Below are 18235 nucleotides of genomic sequence, written 5' to 3' on the forward strand. Positions count from 1 at the left end.
TTATAATGAAGAAACTCCTGTTATTGTTTGCCTCAGTGGGCATACTATTCGGTTTTCAAGATGTAACTACAAACAAAACGGTTATTGATGTTACCGTAAAAAATACCGGCCAGGAGTTTGTTACCTTAAACTACGAGCCGCGCTACAGGGGCAGCCTCAGCCATGACGGCTACCAGACTATAGGCGCACCAATAAGCAAAAAAGGACAGTTCACGCTAAAAAGCGACAAAATTACCGACGGTGCCGAGTATTATCTTGACTTCAACAAGCATATAATAAAGCTGGTACTGTTTAAAGATGACAATTTTAAACTCGAGGCCGATATTGAAAACCTTCCGGCATCTGTTTTTGCAATGGGAAGGGGAGCGGGTAAAATTAATGTAATGAACCTGAACCAATTTCAGGAAAAGTTCTTTCCCGCCGAGGGTACGTTAGCTGATTTTGCTGCTAAAAATGACAGCATAATGAAACGGCGCCTTGATATACTGGAAAGTATTTACACTAAGAATACATTGGCTAACATTGTTGTCCAATCGCCTGAAAAGACCAAGATACTGCGGATTATTAAAGAAACACCGCTTACCCAAAAGGAGTACCGTTTGCTGAAAACCCTTGTTGAACTGCAGCAGTATTATGTGGCAGATTATATTGCCCAAACGTACAGCCGTAAACAGCTGGAGCATGAGGCCATAGACTTTACCAATCCTGTTTTTAAGGCGTTTAATAAAGAAGCCTATAAAAATATTGATAACCTTAACCACCACAGGCTGGGTAATGCGCTCGACCTTATTTTAAAGGTGGAGTATGTAAGGTTCAGGGTACAGCAAAACCCGCAGTTACAGTATAAAGACTGGAATGAAATCCTGTCTGACCCGGGGTATTATGACTGGACATCGGGATACTTGAAAAAGGAATTTCCTACAGAGGTGCACGATAAATATTTTGCCGACATATACAGCTGGTTTATAAGTATGGGTACAAATAATGATGCACTATACAGCTACCTGGTAGATAATTGCGCTAACAAATACTATCTTGTGCGGACAGATGATTTTAAGGCTAAAATGGATAAACAGCCCGCTAATATCCAGGTGCTTGATGCCAATAGCTTTACTGCATTGCTTAATGCTAATAAGGGTAAAAATGTACTGCTGGTGTTTTGGTCGGCGCAATTTGCAGGGGCAAGCGTGGTGCATAAAATCCCGGCGCTGTACTTCCTTGAAGACAAGTATAATCTTGAAATACTAAATATCTGCGTAGACAGTAACCAGTATAAAAGTTTGTGGACTGCACGTGTAAGTGATACGGACTGGAAAGGCAAACACTATTTTTTATCAACGGAAGATAACCCCACTGCCCTGAAGCGCTTTGGCGATACTAAAAATAGATGCTTTTTGTAACGGTGGCGCGGTGTATGCCATAATAAACAAAAACGGTAAGCTGCATGCTAACGTAGAAAGCCCTACGAATCTAACTAAAGACAAGTTAGCAACGCTGATTAAGTAGGAATTCAGTCCAGAATTTTATGCAAACTGCTTTACAGCGATTCCCAAGATCACAGCACAAATCAACAAAAAACTCAGGAGGTAGCTGTATGGGTTGTCAGTATCTGATATAAAATGGCTTAAGCCCTTTTTCCTGCCCAGGAAACACCAGCGTATAAAAGCACCGGGATAAAACATAAGCATTTCACAAAAAAATGCTACAAGCAATTCTAAAAAGAATTCAGCCATGACCTTAGGTTTTAAGTTTCTTTTTCTTGGCCGCCGGGAAAAGTACGTTGTTCAATATAAGCCTGTAGCCTGGTGAGTTAGGGTGCAGGTCGAGCACGGTAGGGGCATCGCCCACACGGTGCTGGTAGTCTTCGGGGTCGTGGCCGCCATAGTAGGTAAACATACCCTTGCCCTTAGTGCCGTGTATGTAGCGCGCCTCGCCGTTTTGCTTGTTTTCGCCCATAACCAGTACACTGCTCTTTACCTTATCGCCCCTAAAGGCCGTTGTTTGCCCCATAAAGCCTTTTACAAGCTGGGTGTGGTTTTGGCACAGCATACTGGGTATAGGGTCCCACTTGGCGCTGTATTCCATCAGGGTAAAATAATCGGCATCGGGCAAAATCTTGCGGTCGTTGGTGGTATCTATATCACTAAATTCGTATGCCTGTGGATTACGTTCTAAAATATAATCTTTAAAGGCAAAAGCGCTGTTATAATCAATTTTGCTCTGGTAGGCCGCGTCGCTGGCATCGCCGTCAAACATGGGTTCGCAAATATCTACCCCTTCGGCGCTAAGCGCAATATCAAAGCTGTCGGTGGCAGAGCACATGGCAAACATAAAGCCGCCGCCTATAACAAAATCACGAATTTTAAGCGATACTGCCAGTTTTTCATCGCTAACCTTACTGTAGCCCAGCTTTGTGGCCAGGGCTTCGGCTTCTTTCTTTTGCTCAATATACCACGGTGCGTTGCGGTACTGGCCAAAAAATTTGCCATACTGGCCGGTAAAATCTTCGTGGTGCAGGTGCAGCCAGTCGTATAGCAGCAGCTGGTCAGTAAGTACTTCTTCGTCATATACTTCGGTAAACGGAATCTCGGCATAGGTAAGCACCATGGTAACGGCGTCGTCCCACGGGTGTTTGCCGCGGGGTGTATAAACGGCAACCTTGGGTGCTTTTTCAAGCAGCACATTTTCCATATTTTGCGATGGGCTTGCTATTTCATCCAATATGCTATTTGCCTCGCCGTCACTCAGTACCTCAAAGCTTACGCCGCGAATCTGGCACTCGCGCCTGATTTCATCTGCATCAGGCAAAAGGAAAGAGCCGCCACGGTAGTTAAGCAGCCAGTTGGCCTTGTAGCTGCGCTCTAATGCCCAGTAAGTAATGCCGTAAGCCTTAAGATGGTTTTGCTGGGTGGTTTCGTCCATGGGCAGCAAAATCATGCTGGCACGGGCCGGAACTATAAAGGCAAGCAGTAGCAGTATATAGATTTTTTTGAAAGACATTGCAATTTTGATTTATCCAAAGATAGTAAACTAACGGCAGATGCCATGCCTGTAGTATTTTTTAAGAATAGATGATGTGTAAATTAGAAAGAAAACACGCCATTTTGAAAAAATAGTAACAATATGGTAAAAGGATTACCTTTAAAACCACTATTTTTGCGCAAAAATTAAAACTAATATGGCAACTAACAGGACATTTACCATGATTAAGCCGGATGCTGTTGAAAAAGGGCACATAGGCGGTATTTTATCAATGATAACCGAAGCAGGTTTCAGGATCGTTTCGCTAAAACTTACACAACTTACTGTGGCCGATGCACAGGAGTTTTATGCAGTACACGCTGAAAGGCCTTTTTATGGCGAGCTTGTAAGCTTTATGAGCCGTGGCCCAATTGTGGCTGCCATTCTTGAAAAAGACAATGCAGTTGAAGATTTCCGTAAACTGATAGGCGCTACTAACCCAGCAAACGCTGAGGAAGGTACCATCCGTAAAAAATATGCAACATCAATGGGCGAAAACGCCGTTCACGGTTCAGACAGCGATGAGAATGCCGCTATAGAAGGCGCGTTCCATTTTGCAGGCCGCGAGCAGTTTTAATTTCTAAGGTACTGAGGTGCTTAGGCGCTGAGGTTCTTAGGTAAAGCTACACATAAAATAAGAAAGGGTTGCCGGTGGCAACCCTTTTGTTTTGTTATTCTGAGCGGAGTCGAAGAATCTTTAAATTAGAGATTTCTCCATTCCGCTGCGCTTCAGTCGGAATGACAAAACGGCTAAGTCCCTTAGAACCTAAGCACCTCAGTACCTTATCGCAAAACCACTTCCTTAACCACCTCCCGACCCAGTTCCTGGTTTATCATTTTTACTATTTTTTCTTTGCCGTAGCTTAGCTCTTCGCGCAGTACTGCACTGGTTAGCTGCACGTAGAGTACGCCGTTTTTAAGCATAATCTCGCGGGTGTAGTTGTTTACCCCGGGGCCCATAAGGCTGGCCCAGGCATCGCGCACGTTAATGCTATCCATACCTTTTTGCAGGTTGTTTTGCTGTACAAAGGCTTTAAGTATATCGCCTATGCTGCTATCGTCATTCAGCCGTTTTGCCATCTTCCTTAAGTGTAAAATTTTGCGGCCTTGTGTAGTGGTATTCCATGCCGTGGGTATTTTTTATAACCAGCTCATCGTCGTCCACGCTTATCAGTTCCTCCTGCCATTTAGAGTACTGGGTGGTATAGTTAAGCCATTTATGGCCGTCTTTTTCGGTATACTCAACTGCTTCAGATGCATTGCTGGCCATATAGGTGCCGTCAAACTGCGGCATTACCTTTTTGCGGAAGCCTTTGTTGCCCTTAAACTCAAAGTAGTCTACCGTAGCGCTGGCGGGGAATTCTTTTTCCTGCCCGTCTGGCAATATTACCGTTTTAATTTCCCAATAGCCGTTTAGCCGGGTAGTAGCGGTTTTCTCGGAGCACGAAATAACCGTAAACAATACAAGCAGCAAGCTTAGTTTTTTCATTTTTCAGGTACAATTATAAACGCAAAGGTAGGTTTAAATGTTTGATAAAAAAGTACGGTATCTACAGACTTTTCAATGTTTAAATTAAATTACCGATGCGTGCGAAAAATCGCAGGCCGTATGTTAAATGAATGTAAATTTTTACGAGATTTGTTAGGGTTTTGTACCAATAAAACCCGTATTAAAATCATCAATCATGTCATTTACATACAAAGAAATTGAACGCGTAGAAAAACTTACCAAAAAAGAGTTTATAGAAAATTACTACAAGCCGCAAAAGCCTGTGGTTATTACCAACCAGATAGAAGACTGGCCTGCCTTTAGCAAATGGAACTTCGACTTTTTGCGCGAAGTGGCCGGCGATAAAACCGTGCCGCTGTATGACAGCCGCAAGACTGATTATACCAAGAAAGTAAACGAGCCGGACTTTACCATGACCATGGCTGAATATATTGATATTCTTGAGAAAGGCCCAACCGACCTGCGCATCTTTTTATACAACCTGCTTAAAGATGTACCCAGCATGAAGGATGATATGCGCTGGCCCGACCTTGGCCTGCGCCTGATTAAAAGCCTGCCGCTGGTGTTTTTTGGCGGTGAAAATGCCAAGGTGTTTATGCATTATGACATTGATTTCCCTAACATACTGCACTTTCATTTTTCGGGTAAGAAGCAGTGCGTGCTGGTAGACCCTAAAGAAACGCCATACATGTACCGCCTGCCGTACAGCTGGATTTGCAACGAGGATATTGATTTTGACAATCCTGATTTTGAGCGTTTCCCGGCACTTAAAAAGGTAACGCCCTACATAACCAACCTGGAGCACGGTGAAATGCTGTACATGCCCGAAGGCTGGTGGCATTACATGAAGTACCTTACACCCGGTTTTTCGCTTAGCCTGCGTTCGCTTGCCGGAAGGCCCACAAACCTTGCCAAAGGCCTTGCCAATGTAACCTTTAACCGCATGTATGATAACTTTATGCGTAAGCGCAAAGGGCAGGAGTGGCTGGATTATAAAGATGAAGAATCGATAAGGCGTACCAATGCGTTGATTGGGTTGTAGTAAGCTGCTGAGCTGCTGAGCCGCTTAGCTACTTAGCAGGATTGCTTCGTAGTTCCTCCTCGCAAAGAAGGGATGTGAAAAAACTGCGTAAATCCGCTGTTATCAGCCTGTCCCGATAGCTATCGGGAGTCGAAGGCCGCCTCATCCGCGTTCCATTACCGAAATATAAAAGAAAAGAGCCCCGTAATGAGGCTCTTTTTTTATGATTGCATGCTTTCCTCGTTTTCAATGTCAAGGTAGCCCTGTACCACCTCAATGGCATTGGTAACCACATCGCTTAGCGCTACTATAAAGCTGCCGTCCTGTGCGTTGTCTATAGCATGGCGGATCGCCTCGGTTTCTTTAGGGATAACCTCATAGGTAACCTCTTTGCCCGATGCCTTAAAGCCTTCCAGCAACAGCCCGTTGATGTTTTCTTCGGTACGGCCGCGCAGGTGCTTTTCGTTACGAATGATAATGTGGTCAAACATACGTGCGGCAATGGTGGCGCAGTCGCGAATGTCTTCATCGCGCCTGTCTCCCACACCGGCTATGATGCCTATTTTCTGGGAGGCCTCAGTGTTCGATAAAAACTCCTCTACAGCAAGGTAACCGGCGGGATTGTGGGCAAAGTCTATCATTACCTTAAACTGCTTGAACTCAAAAATGTTCATGCGGCCCGGGGTTTGTGCCGCACCGGGAATAAAGGTTTGCAGCGACAGGCTAATATCATCAGTCTTAAAGCCCCACAGGTAAGAGGCCAGGGTGGCGGCAAGTACGTTTTCTATCATAAAGCGGGCACGCCCACCCAGTGTTAGCGGTACATGAGATGCCTTGTCTATGCGTATTTTCCATTCGCCTTTTTTAATGGTAATAAACCCGTTTTCATATACGGCGGTAACGCGGCCTGCTTTGGCCTCAGCCTTAATAAACGGGCTGTCTTCGTCCATACTAAAGTAAGCCACGTTGCACTCCAGGTCGGCTCCAATCTTGCGGCATTCTGCATCATCGCCATTTAGTACTGCCCAGCCGTCTTTCTTTACGCTTTTGGGTATAACACGCTTTACACGGCTCAGGTCGTCAAGGTTGTGGATGTCGAGCATGCCCAGGTGGTCTTCCTGAATGTTGGTTATGATACCGATATCGCAACGGCTAAAGCCAAGGCCCGAGCGTAAAATGCCACCACGGGCAGTTTCGAGCACGGCAAACTCCACGGTTGGGTCTTTTAATATATATTCTGCGCTGAAAGGCCCTGTGGTATCGCCTTTTTCGAGCATGTGGTTTTGTATGTAAATACCGTCGCTGGTGGTAAAGCCCACGCGGTATCCGTTGTTTTTTACAATGTGCGCCAGCAGTCGGGTAGTGGTGGTTTTGCCGTTAGTGCCTGTAATGGCAAAAATAGGGATGCGGCTTGGCTTGCCCGGCGGGTACAGCATATCTATAACCGGTGCGGCCACGTTGCGCGGCAGGCCTTCGCTGGGTGCAAGGTGCATACGGAAGCCCGGCGCGGCGTTAACCTCAAGTATTACACCGCCGTTTTCTTTAAGCGGCTGGGTAAGGTTTTCGGCCATAATGTCTATACCACACACATCAAGCCCTATAACGCGGCTTATACGTTCGGAAAGGAAAATGTTCTCAGGGTGCATCAGGTCGGTCACATCAACGCTGGTGCCGCCGGTACTCAGGTTGGCGGTTGATTTAAGGTACACAATTTCATCCTGCGCGGGTACGGTTTCAAGGGTATAGCCTTTCTTTTCGAGCAGGTCGGTAGTATCGCGGTCTACGGTAATTTCGGTCAGCACGTTTTCGTGGCCATAACCACGGCGTGGGTCGAGGTTTTCGGTTTCGATGAGTTTCTCAATAGTATCTGTACCGTTGCCTTTAACGTGGGCGGGTACGCGCTGTGCGGCGGCCACCACCTTATTATCAATAACTAAAACACGGAAGTCAAAGCCGGTAATGAACTTTTCTACAATAACGCGGCTGCCGTATTTCTGGGCAAATTCAAGCCCTGCAACGGCGTGTTCCCACGTTTTTACGTTTATGGATGCGCCTTTGCCGTGGTTGCCATCCAGCGGCTTTAGTACAATGGGGTAGTTTATTTTGTTGATGATTTCCTTAAGGCCTTCCTCAGTGCTGCAAATACCGCCATTTGCAACGGGTATTGATGCTGCATCGAGCATGCGCTTGGTTTGCTCTTTATTACAGGCAATATCTACAGCTATATGGCTGGTTTTGTTGGTGATGGTAGCCTGGAAACGCATCTGGTTAATGCCATAGCCCAGCTGTACAAGCGAGTTGGTGCCCAGGCGAATCCACGGGATGTCTCGCGCTACGGCTTCTTCTACAATACTGCCGGTTGAAGGCCCAAGGCGGTCGCGCTCACGTATTTTGCGCATGTTTTGTATGTCGGCCTCAAGGTCGTATTCGGTACCGGCAATAAGGGCTTCGGCTATGCGTACTGAGGCTTCGGCGGCATAAATGCCCACATTTTCCTCCAGGTAGCTGAAAACCACGTTGTATACGCCGGGGGTCTTGGTTTCGCGGGTGCGGCCAAAGCCGGTGTCCATCCCCGCAAGGGTTTGTATTTCGAGTGCAATGTGCTCAATCACGTGGCCCATCCAGGTGCCGCGCTCAATCCGGCTGAAAAACCCGCCCGGAACGCCCTCGCTGCAACGGTGTGTGTAAAGCGATGGCATAAGCGTCTCTATACGCTCACGGAAACCGGGAATGGTATTGGTGGGAGATTGTTCCATTTCTTCCAGGTCAAGGCGCATCTGGATGAGTTTTTTGCGCTTAACGCTCCAAATATTGGGGCCGCGCAGTGCCTGTATCTTTTCAATCTTCATAAAAGGTGGTGTAATTGGCTAATGGTTAGTGGTATGGTGTAATTTGCGGTGTTTTTTCTAAACAATATGTTAAAACCCTAAAGGTATTTTTTAAATGTTATTAGTTCGTTAGAAAATTACTCAAAAAATCATTCAGAAAGTAACTTTGCCCTTATTTTTTTGTAAACCTCACACCTTGATAACATTATAGACAGAAATAATTAACCTGTAATTGCGTTTATTAGCATTTGTAGTTACTTTTGCACTATGAATAATGTACTTGGAAAACTTATAATTATTGGCGGTGCGGTAGATAAAGGCAGCTTTACAGAGGTGTCATACGACGAGAACATAGCCAATAACCTGAACTTTTTTGAAACCGGAATTTTAAGGCGTATCATACGCGAATCTAAGCATGGCGAGGAGAGCCGTATTGAGGTTATTACCACGGCATCAGTCATTCCGCGTGAGGTGGGGCCACAGTATGTAAAGGCGTTTGAATACCTGAAGGCCAAAAACGTGGGGCTTATGTATATTGAGCGCCGCGAACAGGCACACGACCCCGAAATACTGGCGCGCATACAGGCAGCCGATGTGGTTATGTTTACCGGTGGCGACCAGCTGAGGCTTACGTCGATTTTAGGTGGAACGAAATTCCATGATATTATACTGGAGAAGTTTAAGAACGAAGAGTTTGTTTATGCGGGCACATCTGCCGGTGCAGCTGCGGCATCTAACAACATGATATACCAGGGCAGCAGCAGCGAAGCCCTTTTAAAAGGTGAGGTTAAAATTACCAGTGGCCTGAGCCTGATACAAAACGTAATTATAGATACCCACTTTGTGCAGCGCGGGCGCATAGGCCGCCTGTTTCAGGCTGTGGTGGGCAACCCCCGCGTGCTGGGCATTGGCCTGGGCGAAGATACCGGCCTTTTAATTACCGGTGACGGCAGGATGGAAGCCATAGGCAGCGGCCTTGTTATTCTGGTGGATGGCCGACAGATTAAAGATACCAACCTTACTCAGGTAGAGCTGGGCAAGCCTATTTCTATTAACAACCTTGTGGTGCACGTTATGAGCATGTATGATACCTTTGACCTGAACACGCAGCAAATGGAGATACACAACTCGCAATACCACATTCCGCTGATGACGGCGGTTGAGGATGAGGGGGAGAAAAAAGCCTCTCCCCAGCCCTCTCCAAAGGAGAGGGAGTAGCTACACTCAAACCTGAATATACTAACGATTTAATATTACGCCCGAGTTCCCCTCTCCCTTGGAGAGGGGGTAGGGGGAGAGGCCTATGAAAATCATAATCCACGGTGGGTTTTTTAGCGAATACAGTACCGATGCGGCTACAAAGAAAGCCAAGCAGGACGCGCTTACCGCTATTGTTACCCAATCATACGAATACCTAAAAACGCATTCGGCTTTAGAAACCGTTGCTTATGCCGTTACGCTGCTGGAAGACGATGTGCTGTTTAACGCTGGCATTGGCAGCCAGATACAAAGCGACGGGCAAATACGCATGAGCGCCGCCCTTATGGACGGCACTACTCAAAAAATGAGTGGCGTGATTAACATACAGGATGTAAAGAACCCTATTCTGGTAGCCGAAAAGCTAATGCCTTATGACGACCGTGTTTTAGGTGGCGAAGGGGCAACCCATTTTGCCCGTAAGGCCGGGTTTGAGGCTTTTAGCACCGAAACCCCCGAACGCCGTGCCGAGTTTGTTAAAAAGCTTGCCGCTACGGGCACGGGTACTGTGGGCTGCGTGGCACTTGATGCCAATGGCAAAATTGCCGTGGCTACATCTACAGGCGGCAAAGGTTTTGAAATGGTGGGCCGTATTAGTGACTCAGCCACTGTGGCAGGCAATTATGCCAATGCCTTTTGCGGGGTAAGCTGCACGGGTGTGGGCGAAGATATTGTAAGCAACGCCACCGCCGCCAAAATTGTGACCCGCGTTACCGATGGCCTGCCCATTGCAAGTGCTTTTGCCAAAACCTTTGAAGAGCTAAAGCCGTATGACGGTTTTGCGGGTGCTATAGCTATAGATGCACAGGGCAACATCTACCACCAGGATTCGCACCCCAGCATGGTGTTTGCCAGTTTTGACGGGGAAGTGGTTGAGGTGTTTGGGTAGTCGAAAGTCAAAAGTGTGAAAGTCAAAAGTCAAAAGTCGGATGATTGTTATACCAAAAAGATTGCTTCGTCGTGCCTCCTCGCAATGACAGAACCTGAAGAAAGGAATGAAGAAATATGCTGTCGCATTGAATCTTTCAATCATTAAATTTTTAAATCTTTCAATAAAAAAAAGTGTTACTCCAAATCATTACATACATACTAATAGGGCTTGCTGCCATAACCAACCTTTGGGTGGGCTATGAAAGGCAGTTTTTATATGTTAGCTATGTGTTTCCTGATGCTAAATGGCCGGGCTTTACACGCATAAATAAGGCATTGGCTAACGCTGAACACTCGCAATGGCATCCACGTCTCAAACGGCTGAAAAAACTGCTCCTGGCGGCTTATATTTTGCCGGTGGGCATTGTGGCGCTTATTGTATGGCAAATTGTGGCAGCACAGTAAAATTGAGGTTATGATAGATGCTTTAAAAACATATCTTACCAACAGGGCACCGTTGCCTGATGAAGCGGTGCAACGCATTTACAGCCTGGCCCTTGAGCGCAGGCTAACCCGCAACGAAGCCCTGTTTAATGTGGGCGATGTGTGCCGCTACAAGGTATTTGTGGTAAAAGGGCTGCTGCATACTTTTAACAATACCGAAGATGGCCATGAGCACATCCTGCAGCTATCGCCCGAAAATACCTGGACGCTTGATGTGGAAAGCTATGAGCTGCAAACACCATCGCGCTTTAGCATAGCCGCCGTAGAACACAGCGAGGTATTGCTTTGGCAGAAAGACGATTTTGATATGTTGCTGAGGGAAATCCCTGAATTTAAACTATTCGCCGAAGGGCTTATTGCTGAATATGTACACAGCAGCAGGCGGCGCATTTTTGAAATGCTGAGCAATTCGCCCGAAGAACAATATGATGCTTTTATTCAGGCTAACCCTGAGCTTGCCGCGCGCCTGCCCCTGCGCATGATTGCCGCTTACCTTGGTATGTCTTTAAAAACCCTTACCCGCATTCGCCATGCGCAATTGCAGCGCTAAACCCTAATTATGGTCAAATGACCTTTTTTACAGGCTACTGCCCGCACTAATTTTGGTGAAAATCAAAATTATAAAACCATGCGAGTATTTGTAACAGGTGCCACCGGATGGGTGGGTACCGCCCTTGTAAAAGAACTTTTAAGTAACGGCTATAGTGTATTGGGCCTGTCGCGCTCTGAAGCCGGCGTGCAAAAATTAGAAGCCCTGGGTGCAACGCCCCACCTGGGCGATGTAAACAGCGAGGCCGACCTGGCTTATGGTATTGCCAACAGCGATGCCGTTATCCACACTGCATTTAACCATGATATGACGCAGTATAAGGCCAACTGTGAGGCAGACCGCCGCGTTATTGAAATAATGGGCCGTGAGCTGGCCGGTAGCGGTAAGCCACTGGTTATAACATCGGGTATTGGTATTTTGCATTACGACCGTATTTTTAACGAAGACGATGCCCTTACATCAGGTTCGGGCGCCGTGCCGCGTGCCGCTACCGAAGAGGCTGCCAATGCCGTGGCCGCTACAGGTGTGGAGGTGTATATTGTGCGCCTGCCGCCAAGTGTGCACGGTGCGGGAGACCACGGTTTTGTTCCGTATGCGGTTAGTGTTGCTAAAGAAAAAGGACAGGCGGCTTATGTGGGCAACGGAGCCAACCTATGGCCCACCGTACACCGTTTTGATGCGGCGGCCATCTACAGGCTGATACTGGATAAGCGCCCTGAACAAAAGATTTTTCATGCAATAGCCGAAGACGGTGTGCCGTTTGGCAAAATAGCTGAAGCCATAGGCAACGGGCTGGGGCTTGAGGTGGTGAGCAAAACAGGCGAAGATGCTGCGGCTTACTTTGGCTGGTTTACGCACTTTGCCGGCTTAAACTGTATGGCATCGGCAGAAAAAACAAAAGAAATATTGGGCTGGCAACCTAAAGAAACCGACCTGATTAGCGATATTACCGCCAATTACCTGGATTAAGAATAGCATATTGCTACTAAACCACACCCTGAACGGTGTGGTTTTTTTATGAATTACCCCGAAATAAAATCAACAAGGTAGCCTATTGCCTTTGCTTCTTTCTTTTCTATAGCGGGGGCTTCGCCGGCGGGTGCATAGTGCAGCAGCCCGGCCTGTTCCATTTTGCGCACTTTTAATTTGGCCTGGTGCTCAAAGGTTTCGAGTTCACGCCTAACGCCTTCCAGCTTTTCGCGGTTTATTTTAATGTGGCGTTCGGCAATGGTAGCATCGTTATACAGCAATGGTACTTCCATATCGCGCACCTGGCGTATAAGTACCATAACATTATAAGGGTTAGTGGCATTTTGCACCAGCAACGTTTTGGTTTGCAGCAGGCGGCGCACCACAGTAGGGTCTTCTTTACCCCACTGGTATATCTGGTCAAAACAAAAATCAATAAACTGGTCAAAATTAAACTCCTTGGCAATAATGTTTTTAGATTTGAGCTTACAGGCTTCGGCACCGGGGTAGCGGCGCAGTTGCAGGTTGTGGGCAATATCGCCCAGGTGGTCTATGCAGTTAAGGCAGGTGGTAGGGTCGTTAACGGCAGGCGATATGGCTTTTATGGCAATGTCTACCAGCTTGCGCACGCCAAAGTTTATATCCTGTGTGTAGCTGCGAAAGGTGTTAACGGTAAATACGTTTTCTGCAATAGCGGCAAACGCTTCGGCAAGTTCCTTTTCCTGTGCCGGTGTTGGTTCTTTTTGTGTTTGAACAGCCAGGAGCAGGCCGGCATCTTTCATAATAAATTCTCCCACTACCGGCATTTGGTATACCAGTAAACCATTGGTCCAGGGGCGGGCATCTACAAAACGGGTAACTTCACGCTCAAAGCGGGGGTAGTCTATACTCTCAAGGTAGCCGGTTCTAAAGCGGCTGGTAATGCTAACGGTATAGGTGTGCTCATCAGGGCGGGAAACGGCATACAGCATGCTTTGGCCCGGCTGCCATTTTTCTGGGTAAATAATATCTATTTCCTTAACCACTTCTTGTTTAATGCGGTCTATAATAGCCGCTACATTCATGTTGATGCTCAGGTAGGTAATAAGGCGGGGGTAGCTCCACACCAGGCAGTATATGCCCATAAAAATGCCCGTAAGCAGGGTAATGGTATAGGGCTCGCCATAAAAGAGGGCGCTGGCAGCCTGTGGCAGTATGCACAATGCCACCGTACCTATAAACAGGCCAATGTATTGCTGTATGCGTACATCATTAGCCAGGAAATGCCTTAATATACGCGGCGAAAACTGCGACGATGCCAGCTGCATAACCACAAATACCACCGAAAATGTAGTAAGCGAAATGCCCAGTACTATAGAAATGAGGATGTTGCCCACACCGGTAAGGCGTTCATAAATAAGTTTTTCGTTGGCAACATAGTGTGTAAGGCCCACAAAGTGGTCGGCAGTAAGGAGCATAAAGCCCACGGGAATAGCAAAGGTGCTGCTAAGCAGTGTGCCAAGGTGTTTTATGCGGTGCTCCAGCCAGTAGCCGGCCTTTATTTTTAAACTTCTGAGCATAGGGGTAAATTATACCCAAATATAACATTTAGCCATCAGCTTTCCGCTATTAGTTTTTGCCGGATTAAAAAACAAATAGATGTTTATGGATGTATTAAGCAGTTTTATGTTGTATTTTTATAAATATGAAGTATTTGTGTGGACTTATTGTATTGATTTTTGCTGTGGCCAATGGGTTTCAGCAGGGGTATCCTGTACCGGCCGATGCCCCGGGCAGGCTGTTTTATATTCAGCACAGTAACAATCATAACACTTATGTGTATGACGCCAACCAAAAGGCCGATAAAAAATTTAATACAGCCGAACCGGTTAAGGTATACCGTATAGATTATACAAAGGGTGGGGTAAAGGGTGAGCTAACGGCCATTCAGCGTAAAATGGCGTATGGCGTTACCATTAAGAAAGCAGCTGCCCAAAGCTGCGAGTTTACCCTGGCGGCTTATGAAAAGACACTGCACCTTAAGCTGGATAAAAACAACAAGCCTTATGTTGTGGCTGAGGTTAACGGCAAGAAACTTATAGTTACCAAGCTGTTCCTGAAACTAAAGGGCGCTGCCAGCGTAGAGTATATTGAGTTTACGGGTAAAGACGAGGCTACCGGCAAGCAGGCGGTTGAAAAGTTGTATATTAAGTAGGGCTGAAAAAAACAAAACCCTGCAATTTGCAGGGTTTTGGGAGTAAGATAAATATGTTGTTAGACGAAATCGTTTATTATTTAACCTGGTTTACTATTGCAGCAAACGCTTCAGGGTGGTTAGCAGCAAGATCGGCAAGAACCTTACGGTTTAGCTCGATGTTTGCAGCTTTAACTTTACCCATAAACTGAGAGTAGCTAAGGCCGTGCTGACGGGCACCAGCGTTAATACGCATAATCCATAGTGCACGGAAGTTCCTCTTTTTTTGTTTGCGGTCGCGGTAAGCATAAACCATTGCTTTTTCTACCGCGTTTTTGGCTACTGTCCAAACGTTTTTACGTCTTCCAAAGAAACCTTTGGCCTGCTTAAGAACCCTTTTCCTGCGGGCCCTTGAAGCAACTGAATTTACTGATCTTGGCATAATTTTAATGTTTTTTGTAGCAGGCGCCCCTTAATTATTGTTGCGGGAACTTAAAAGCCATACTCCAGGGTTATTACTTGTTTTAACCGAAACAGCAGGATAATTAGATAATCCTTAATTGCTGTTTAACGCTCTTCTCATCGCTCTGGTGAACCAGGGTAGAGTGAGTAAGGGCAAGCTTGCGCTTAGTAGATTTTTTTGTCAGGATGTGGCTTTTGAAAGCGTGCTTCCTTTTGATCTTTCCTGAACCAGTTACCTTGAAACGTTTCTTGGCACTGGATTTGGTCTTCATTTTAGGCATTTTCTTGCTTTATATTTAATTTATCTTACTTTAAATTTAGTCAAAAGTCAAAGGCCGAAAGTCTAAAGTTTTAAAAGTCATAAAGTCAGTTGCGCACAAGGCGTTACCGACTTTATGACTTTAGACTTTCGTCTTTATGACTTATTTCGCCTTCTTTTTAGGTGCGATGAACATAATCATCCTTTTACCTTCAAGAACCGGCAGCGATTCTACCTTGCCCCATTCTTCAAGGTCTGTGGCAAGTTTTAGTAATAGTATCTGGCCTTGTTCTTTATAAATAATAGAACGGCCTTTAAAGAATACAAATGCTTTTAGCTTAGAGCCTTCCTTAAGGAATTTTTCGGCATTTTTTTTCTTGAAATCGTAGTCGTGCTCATCGGTTTGCGGCCCGAAGCGTATTTCCTTAACGGTTATCTGCGCTGATTTAGCCTTCAGTACCTTGTCGCGCTTTTTTTGCTCATACAGGAACTTTTTATAGTCCATGATTTTGCATACCGGCGGTTCGGCATTTGGCGATATCTCCACAAGGTCAAGGTTTTGCTCTTCAGCCCATTGCATTGCTTGGGATGTTTTGTAAATACCTGGCTCAATGTTTTCGCCGCCCGTAAGCCTTACCTCGGGTACTCGGATGAAGTTATTAATCCTGTGCGGATCTTTTTTTTCTACGCGGGCTGGGCCCCTGTTGTTTCTAATAGCTATGGCTCTTAATATTTAAGTTAAACTTAGAAAGGTTTTAATGTCTTGTCAATCTCTTCCTGAACGAGGGCGGCAAACTGCTCTACCGTCATGCTCTGGTTGCTCTTACCGGCATCGCCGTGCCTGCGTACAGAAACCGTGCCGTTTTTCTCTTCTTCTTCACCTACAATCAGCATAAACGGAAGCTTTTGTGTCTCGGCTTCGCGTATTTTTTTGCCAATCGTCTCGTTTCGGTTGTCGATTTGGGCGCGAATTTCGTGATTTTCCAGCAATTGTAAAACTTTTTTGGCATAATTTTCATATTTCTCGCTCAAAGACAATATGATAGCCTGCTCCGGCATTAGCCAAAGCGGGAAGTTTCCGGCTGTGTTTTCCAGCAAAATAGCCACAAAGCGCTCCATTGAACCAAACGGCGCACGGTGAATCATAACCGGGCGGTGCAGCTCATTATCAGCACCTTTGTAGGTAAGGTCAAAGCGTTCCGGTAGGTTGTAGTCTACCTGGATTGTACCCAACTGCCACTGGCGGCCCAGGGCATCCTTAACCATAAAGTCGAGCTTAGGGCCATAGAAAGCCGCCTCGCCATATTCTACCACGGTGTTAAGGCCTTTATCCCTTGCAGCGTTGATAATTGCGTTCTCTGCTTTCTCCCAGTTTTCGTCGGTACCGATGTATTTCTCACGGTTTTCCTGGTCGCGCAGTGATATTTGTGCGCTAAAGTTTTCAAAACCAAGCGAACTGAACACATACAGCACCAGGTCGATAACGTTCTTAAACTCCTGGTCTAACTGGTCCGGAGTACAGAAAATGTGGGCGTCGTCCTGAGTAAAGCCACGCACGCGGGTTAAGCCGTGAAGCTCACCACTTTGTTCGTAACGGTATACAGTACCAAATTCGGCATATCGTTTTGGCAGGTCTTTGTATGACCATGGCCTTGTATTGTAAATTTCGCAGTGGTGCGGACAGTTCATCGGCTTCAGCAAAAACTCCTCGCCCTCGTTAGGGGTGTGGATGGGCTGGAAGCTGTCGGCGCCATACTTGGCATAGTGGCCCGATGTAACATACAGCTCTTTCTGGCCAATGTGCGGGGTAACTACCTGCTCATAGCCGGCTTTCTTCTGCGCCTTTTTAAGGAACTGCTCTAAGCGGTCGCGCAATGCAGCACCCTTTGGCAGCCAAAGCGGTAAGCCCTGCCCAACCTTTTGTGAAAACGCAAACAGTTCAAGCTCCTTGCCCAGCTTGCGGTGGTCACGGCGCTTGGCCTCTTCCAACAGCTCAAGGTATTCGGTAAGGTCTTTCTGCTTGGGGAACGAGATACCGTACACGCGCGTTAGCTGCTTGTTTTTCTCGTCTCCGCGCCAGTAGGCACCGGCCACGCTCATAATTTTAAACGCCTTGATTATGCCGGTGTTAGGGATGTGGCCCCCACGGCAAAGGTCAGTAAACGTGGCGTGGTCGCAAAAGGTAATGGTACCGTCTTCAAGGTTTTCTATCAGCTCGGTTTTGTATGGGTTTTCTTCTGCTTTATAAAACGCAAGCGCCTCAGCCTTAGTAGCCGAACGCATGGTGAACTCAAATTTTTCTTTGGCTATTGCCAGTACGCGGTCTTCCACGGCTTTGAAATCCTTCTCGGTAATGTTTTGTCCGTTAAAGTCAACGTCATAGTAAAAACCGTTGTCAATCGCGGGGCCTATGGTAAGCTTAATGCCCGGGTACAGCTCTTGTAGGGCCTGCGCCATAACGTGGCTGGTTGAGTGCCAGAAGGCTTTTTTGCCCTCTTTGTCGTTCCATGTATATAATATCAGTGAACCGTCGGTGGTTAGCGGGGTCTTGGTTTCAACGGTTGTACCATTAAATGATGCAGAAATAACGTTGCGAGCAAGGCCTTCGCTTATGCTCAGGGCAACATCGTGGGGAGTAGCCCCGGCGTTGAACTGTTTTACCGAACCGTCCGGCAGTGTAATATTTATCATTTTTTAAAATTTATAAGGTGCAAATATAGGGAATTTTTTGCGCGGTTGTGAGTGGGGTGCTGCGGGTTTTTTGAGGAATTTTTTGGGTTGGAGTTAGGGAGGGATAGGAATGGTTGGGCG

Annotated in this window: 18 protein-coding genes; 9 read left to right on the forward strand and 9 right to left on the reverse strand. The window is 46.5% G+C overall.

The window, feature by feature from the left end:
* Positions 1-5: 5 nt before the first annotated feature.
* Positions 6-1400 (forward strand): hypothetical protein, encoded by a 1395-nt coding sequence (locus AM279_RS20160; protein WP_074961664.1) that lies wholly within the window; start codon positions 6-8, stop codon positions 1398-1400.
* A gap of 337 nt (positions 1401-1737) precedes the next feature.
* Here AM279_RS20160 and AM279_RS20165 read toward each other — a convergent pair whose 3' ends face one another.
* Entirely contained in the window at positions 1738-3000 is a 1263-nt protein-coding gene (locus tag AM279_RS20165) for a hypothetical protein (protein WP_054409930.1), read from the reverse strand.
* A gap of 178 nt (positions 3001-3178) precedes the next feature.
* On the opposite strand from AM279_RS20165, the gene AM279_RS20170 reads away from it, so the two are divergent.
* Complete coding sequence (locus AM279_RS20170) at positions 3179-3598, forward strand: nucleoside-diphosphate kinase (RefSeq protein WP_054409932.1); 420 nt, start codon at positions 3179-3181, stop codon at positions 3596-3598.
* A gap of 206 nt (positions 3599-3804) precedes the next feature.
* On the opposite strand, the gene AM279_RS20175 is transcribed toward AM279_RS20170, so the two are convergent.
* Both AM279_RS20175 and AM279_RS20180 read right to left on the reverse strand, forming a co-directional pair.
* On the reverse strand, positions 3805-4101 hold the full coding sequence (locus AM279_RS20175; protein WP_054409934.1) for a DUF721 domain-containing protein: 297 nt from the start codon (positions 4099-4101) through the stop codon (positions 3805-3807).
* Entirely contained in the window at positions 4082-4510 is a 429-nt protein-coding gene (locus AM279_RS20180; protein WP_054409936.1) for a lipocalin-like domain-containing protein, read from the reverse strand. Before AM279_RS20180 ends, AM279_RS20175 begins: the two co-directional genes overlap by 20 nt.
* A gap of 196 nt (positions 4511-4706) precedes the next feature.
* Here AM279_RS20180 and AM279_RS20185 point away from each other — a divergent pair, with 196 nt between their 5' ends.
* Complete coding sequence (locus AM279_RS20185) at positions 4707-5573, forward strand: cupin-like domain-containing protein (protein WP_054409937.1); 867 nt, start codon at positions 4707-4709, stop codon at positions 5571-5573.
* A 200-nt stretch (positions 5574-5773) separates the two neighbouring features.
* Here the strand turns inward: AM279_RS20185 and cphA are convergent, their stop codons facing one another.
* Positions 5774-8401 carry a cyanophycin synthetase gene (gene cphA / locus AM279_RS20190; protein WP_054409939.1) on the reverse strand — a complete coding sequence of 876 codons (2628 nt, stop codon included), beginning with the start codon at positions 8399-8401 and terminating at the stop codon, positions 5774-5776.
* Between the two features lie 246 nt (positions 8402-8647).
* On the opposite strand from cphA, the gene AM279_RS20195 reads away from it, so the two are divergent.
* From AM279_RS20195 to AM279_RS20215, 5 genes are all read left to right on the forward strand, one after another.
* Positions 8648-9598, forward strand: a complete 951-nt coding sequence (locus tag AM279_RS20195; RefSeq protein ID WP_054409940.1) for a cyanophycinase — start codon at positions 8648-8650, stop codon at positions 9596-9598.
* 85 nt (positions 9599-9683) lie between these two features.
* Positions 9684-10526, forward strand: coding sequence for an isoaspartyl peptidase/L-asparaginase (locus AM279_RS20200; protein ID WP_054409943.1), 843 nt, complete (start codon positions 9684-9686; stop codon positions 10524-10526).
* Positions 10527-10699: 173 nt separating this feature from the next.
* Positions 10700-10972 carry a hypothetical protein gene (locus tag AM279_RS20205; protein WP_054409946.1) on the forward strand — a complete coding sequence of 91 codons (273 nt, stop codon included), beginning with the start codon at positions 10700-10702 and terminating at the stop codon, positions 10970-10972.
* 10 nt (positions 10973-10982) lie between these two features.
* On the forward strand, positions 10983-11561 hold the full coding sequence (locus AM279_RS20210; protein ID WP_054410447.1) for a Crp/Fnr family transcriptional regulator: 579 nt from the start codon (positions 10983-10985) through the stop codon (positions 11559-11561).
* Between the two features lie 78 nt (positions 11562-11639).
* On the forward strand, positions 11640-12530 hold the full coding sequence (locus tag AM279_RS20215) for an SDR family oxidoreductase (RefSeq protein WP_054409948.1): 891 nt from the start codon (positions 11640-11642) through the stop codon (positions 12528-12530).
* A gap of 53 nt (positions 12531-12583) precedes the next feature.
* Here AM279_RS20215 and AM279_RS20220 read toward each other — a convergent pair whose 3' ends face one another.
* Positions 12584-14089: a DUF2254 family protein gene (locus AM279_RS20220; RefSeq protein ID WP_054409950.1), complete on the reverse strand. Its 1506-nt coding sequence runs from the start codon at positions 14087-14089 to the stop codon at positions 12584-12586.
* A 125-nt stretch (positions 14090-14214) separates the two neighbouring features.
* Here AM279_RS20220 and AM279_RS20225 point away from each other — a divergent pair, with 125 nt between their 5' ends.
* Positions 14215-14724 (forward strand): DUF4833 domain-containing protein, encoded by a 510-nt coding sequence (locus AM279_RS20225; protein WP_074961666.1) that lies wholly within the window; start codon positions 14215-14217, stop codon positions 14722-14724.
* A gap of 76 nt (positions 14725-14800) precedes the next feature.
* Here AM279_RS20225 and rplT read toward each other — a convergent pair whose 3' ends face one another.
* From rplT to thrS, 4 genes are all read right to left on the reverse strand, one after another.
* The gene (gene rplT, locus AM279_RS20230; protein ID WP_054409954.1) at positions 14801-15145 is read right to left on the reverse strand and encodes a 50S ribosomal protein L20; all 345 of its coding nucleotides are present in this window, start codon (positions 15143-15145) and stop codon (positions 14801-14803) included.
* A gap of 103 nt (positions 15146-15248) precedes the next feature.
* The gene (rpmI, locus tag AM279_RS20235; RefSeq protein ID WP_054409957.1) at positions 15249-15446 is read right to left on the reverse strand and encodes a 50S ribosomal protein L35; all 198 of its coding nucleotides are present in this window, start codon (positions 15444-15446) and stop codon (positions 15249-15251) included.
* Between the two features lie 141 nt (positions 15447-15587).
* Complete coding sequence (infC, locus tag AM279_RS20240; protein ID WP_074961668.1) at positions 15588-16139, reverse strand: translation initiation factor IF-3; 552 nt, start codon at positions 16137-16139, stop codon at positions 15588-15590.
* 29 nt (positions 16140-16168) lie between these two features.
* The gene (thrS, locus tag AM279_RS20245) at positions 16169-18115 is read right to left on the reverse strand and encodes a threonine--tRNA ligase (protein ID WP_054409961.1); all 1947 of its coding nucleotides are present in this window, start codon (positions 18113-18115) and stop codon (positions 16169-16171) included.
* Positions 18116-18235 lie beyond the last annotated feature (120 nt).

Source organism: Flavobacterium akiainvivens, assembly GCF_001278115.1.
Lineage (GTDB): Bacteria > Bacteroidota > Bacteroidia > Flavobacteriales > Flavobacteriaceae > Flavobacterium > Flavobacterium akiainvivens.

Coding starts and splice junctions, on each gene's coding strand:
- AM279_RS20160 (WP_074961664.1), top strand. CDS start 6: ATGAAGAAACTCCTGTTATTGTTTGCCTCAGTGGGCATACTATTCGGT.
- AM279_RS20165 (WP_054409930.1), bottom strand. CDS start 3,000: ATGTCTTTCAAAAAAATCTATATACTGCTACTGCTTGCCTTTATAGTT.
- AM279_RS20170 (WP_054409932.1), top strand. CDS start 3,179: ATGGCAACTAACAGGACATTTACCATGATTAAGCCGGATGCTGTTGAA.
- AM279_RS20175 (WP_054409934.1), bottom strand. CDS start 4,101: ATGGCAAAACGGCTGAATGACGATAGCAGCATAGGCGATATACTTAAA.
- AM279_RS20180 (WP_054409936.1), bottom strand. CDS start 4,510: ATGAAAAAACTAAGCTTGCTGCTTGTATTGTTTACGGTTATTTCGTGC.
- AM279_RS20185 (WP_054409937.1), top strand. CDS start 4,707: ATGTCATTTACATACAAAGAAATTGAACGCGTAGAAAAACTTACCAAA.
- cphA (WP_054409939.1), bottom strand. CDS start 8,401: ATGAAGATTGAAAAGATACAGGCACTGCGCGGCCCCAATATTTGGAGC.
- AM279_RS20195 (WP_054409940.1), top strand. CDS start 8,648: ATGAATAATGTACTTGGAAAACTTATAATTATTGGCGGTGCGGTAGAT.
- AM279_RS20200 (WP_054409943.1), top strand. CDS start 9,684: ATGAAAATCATAATCCACGGTGGGTTTTTTAGCGAATACAGTACCGAT.
- AM279_RS20210 (WP_054410447.1), top strand. CDS start 10,983: ATGATAGATGCTTTAAAAACATATCTTACCAACAGGGCACCGTTGCCT.
- AM279_RS20215 (WP_054409948.1), top strand. CDS start 11,640: ATGCGAGTATTTGTAACAGGTGCCACCGGATGGGTGGGTACCGCCCTT.
- AM279_RS20220 (WP_054409950.1), bottom strand. CDS start 14,089: ATGCTCAGAAGTTTAAAAATAAAGGCCGGCTACTGGCTGGAGCACCGC.
- AM279_RS20225 (WP_074961666.1), top strand. CDS start 14,215: ATGAAGTATTTGTGTGGACTTATTGTATTGATTTTTGCTGTGGCCAAT.
- rplT (WP_054409954.1), bottom strand. CDS start 15,145: ATGCCAAGATCAGTAAATTCAGTTGCTTCAAGGGCCCGCAGGAAAAGG.
- rpmI (WP_054409957.1), bottom strand. CDS start 15,446: ATGCCTAAAATGAAGACCAAATCCAGTGCCAAGAAACGTTTCAAGGTA.
- thrS (WP_054409961.1), bottom strand. CDS start 18,115: ATGATAAATATTACACTGCCGGACGGTTCGGTAAAACAGTTCAACGCC.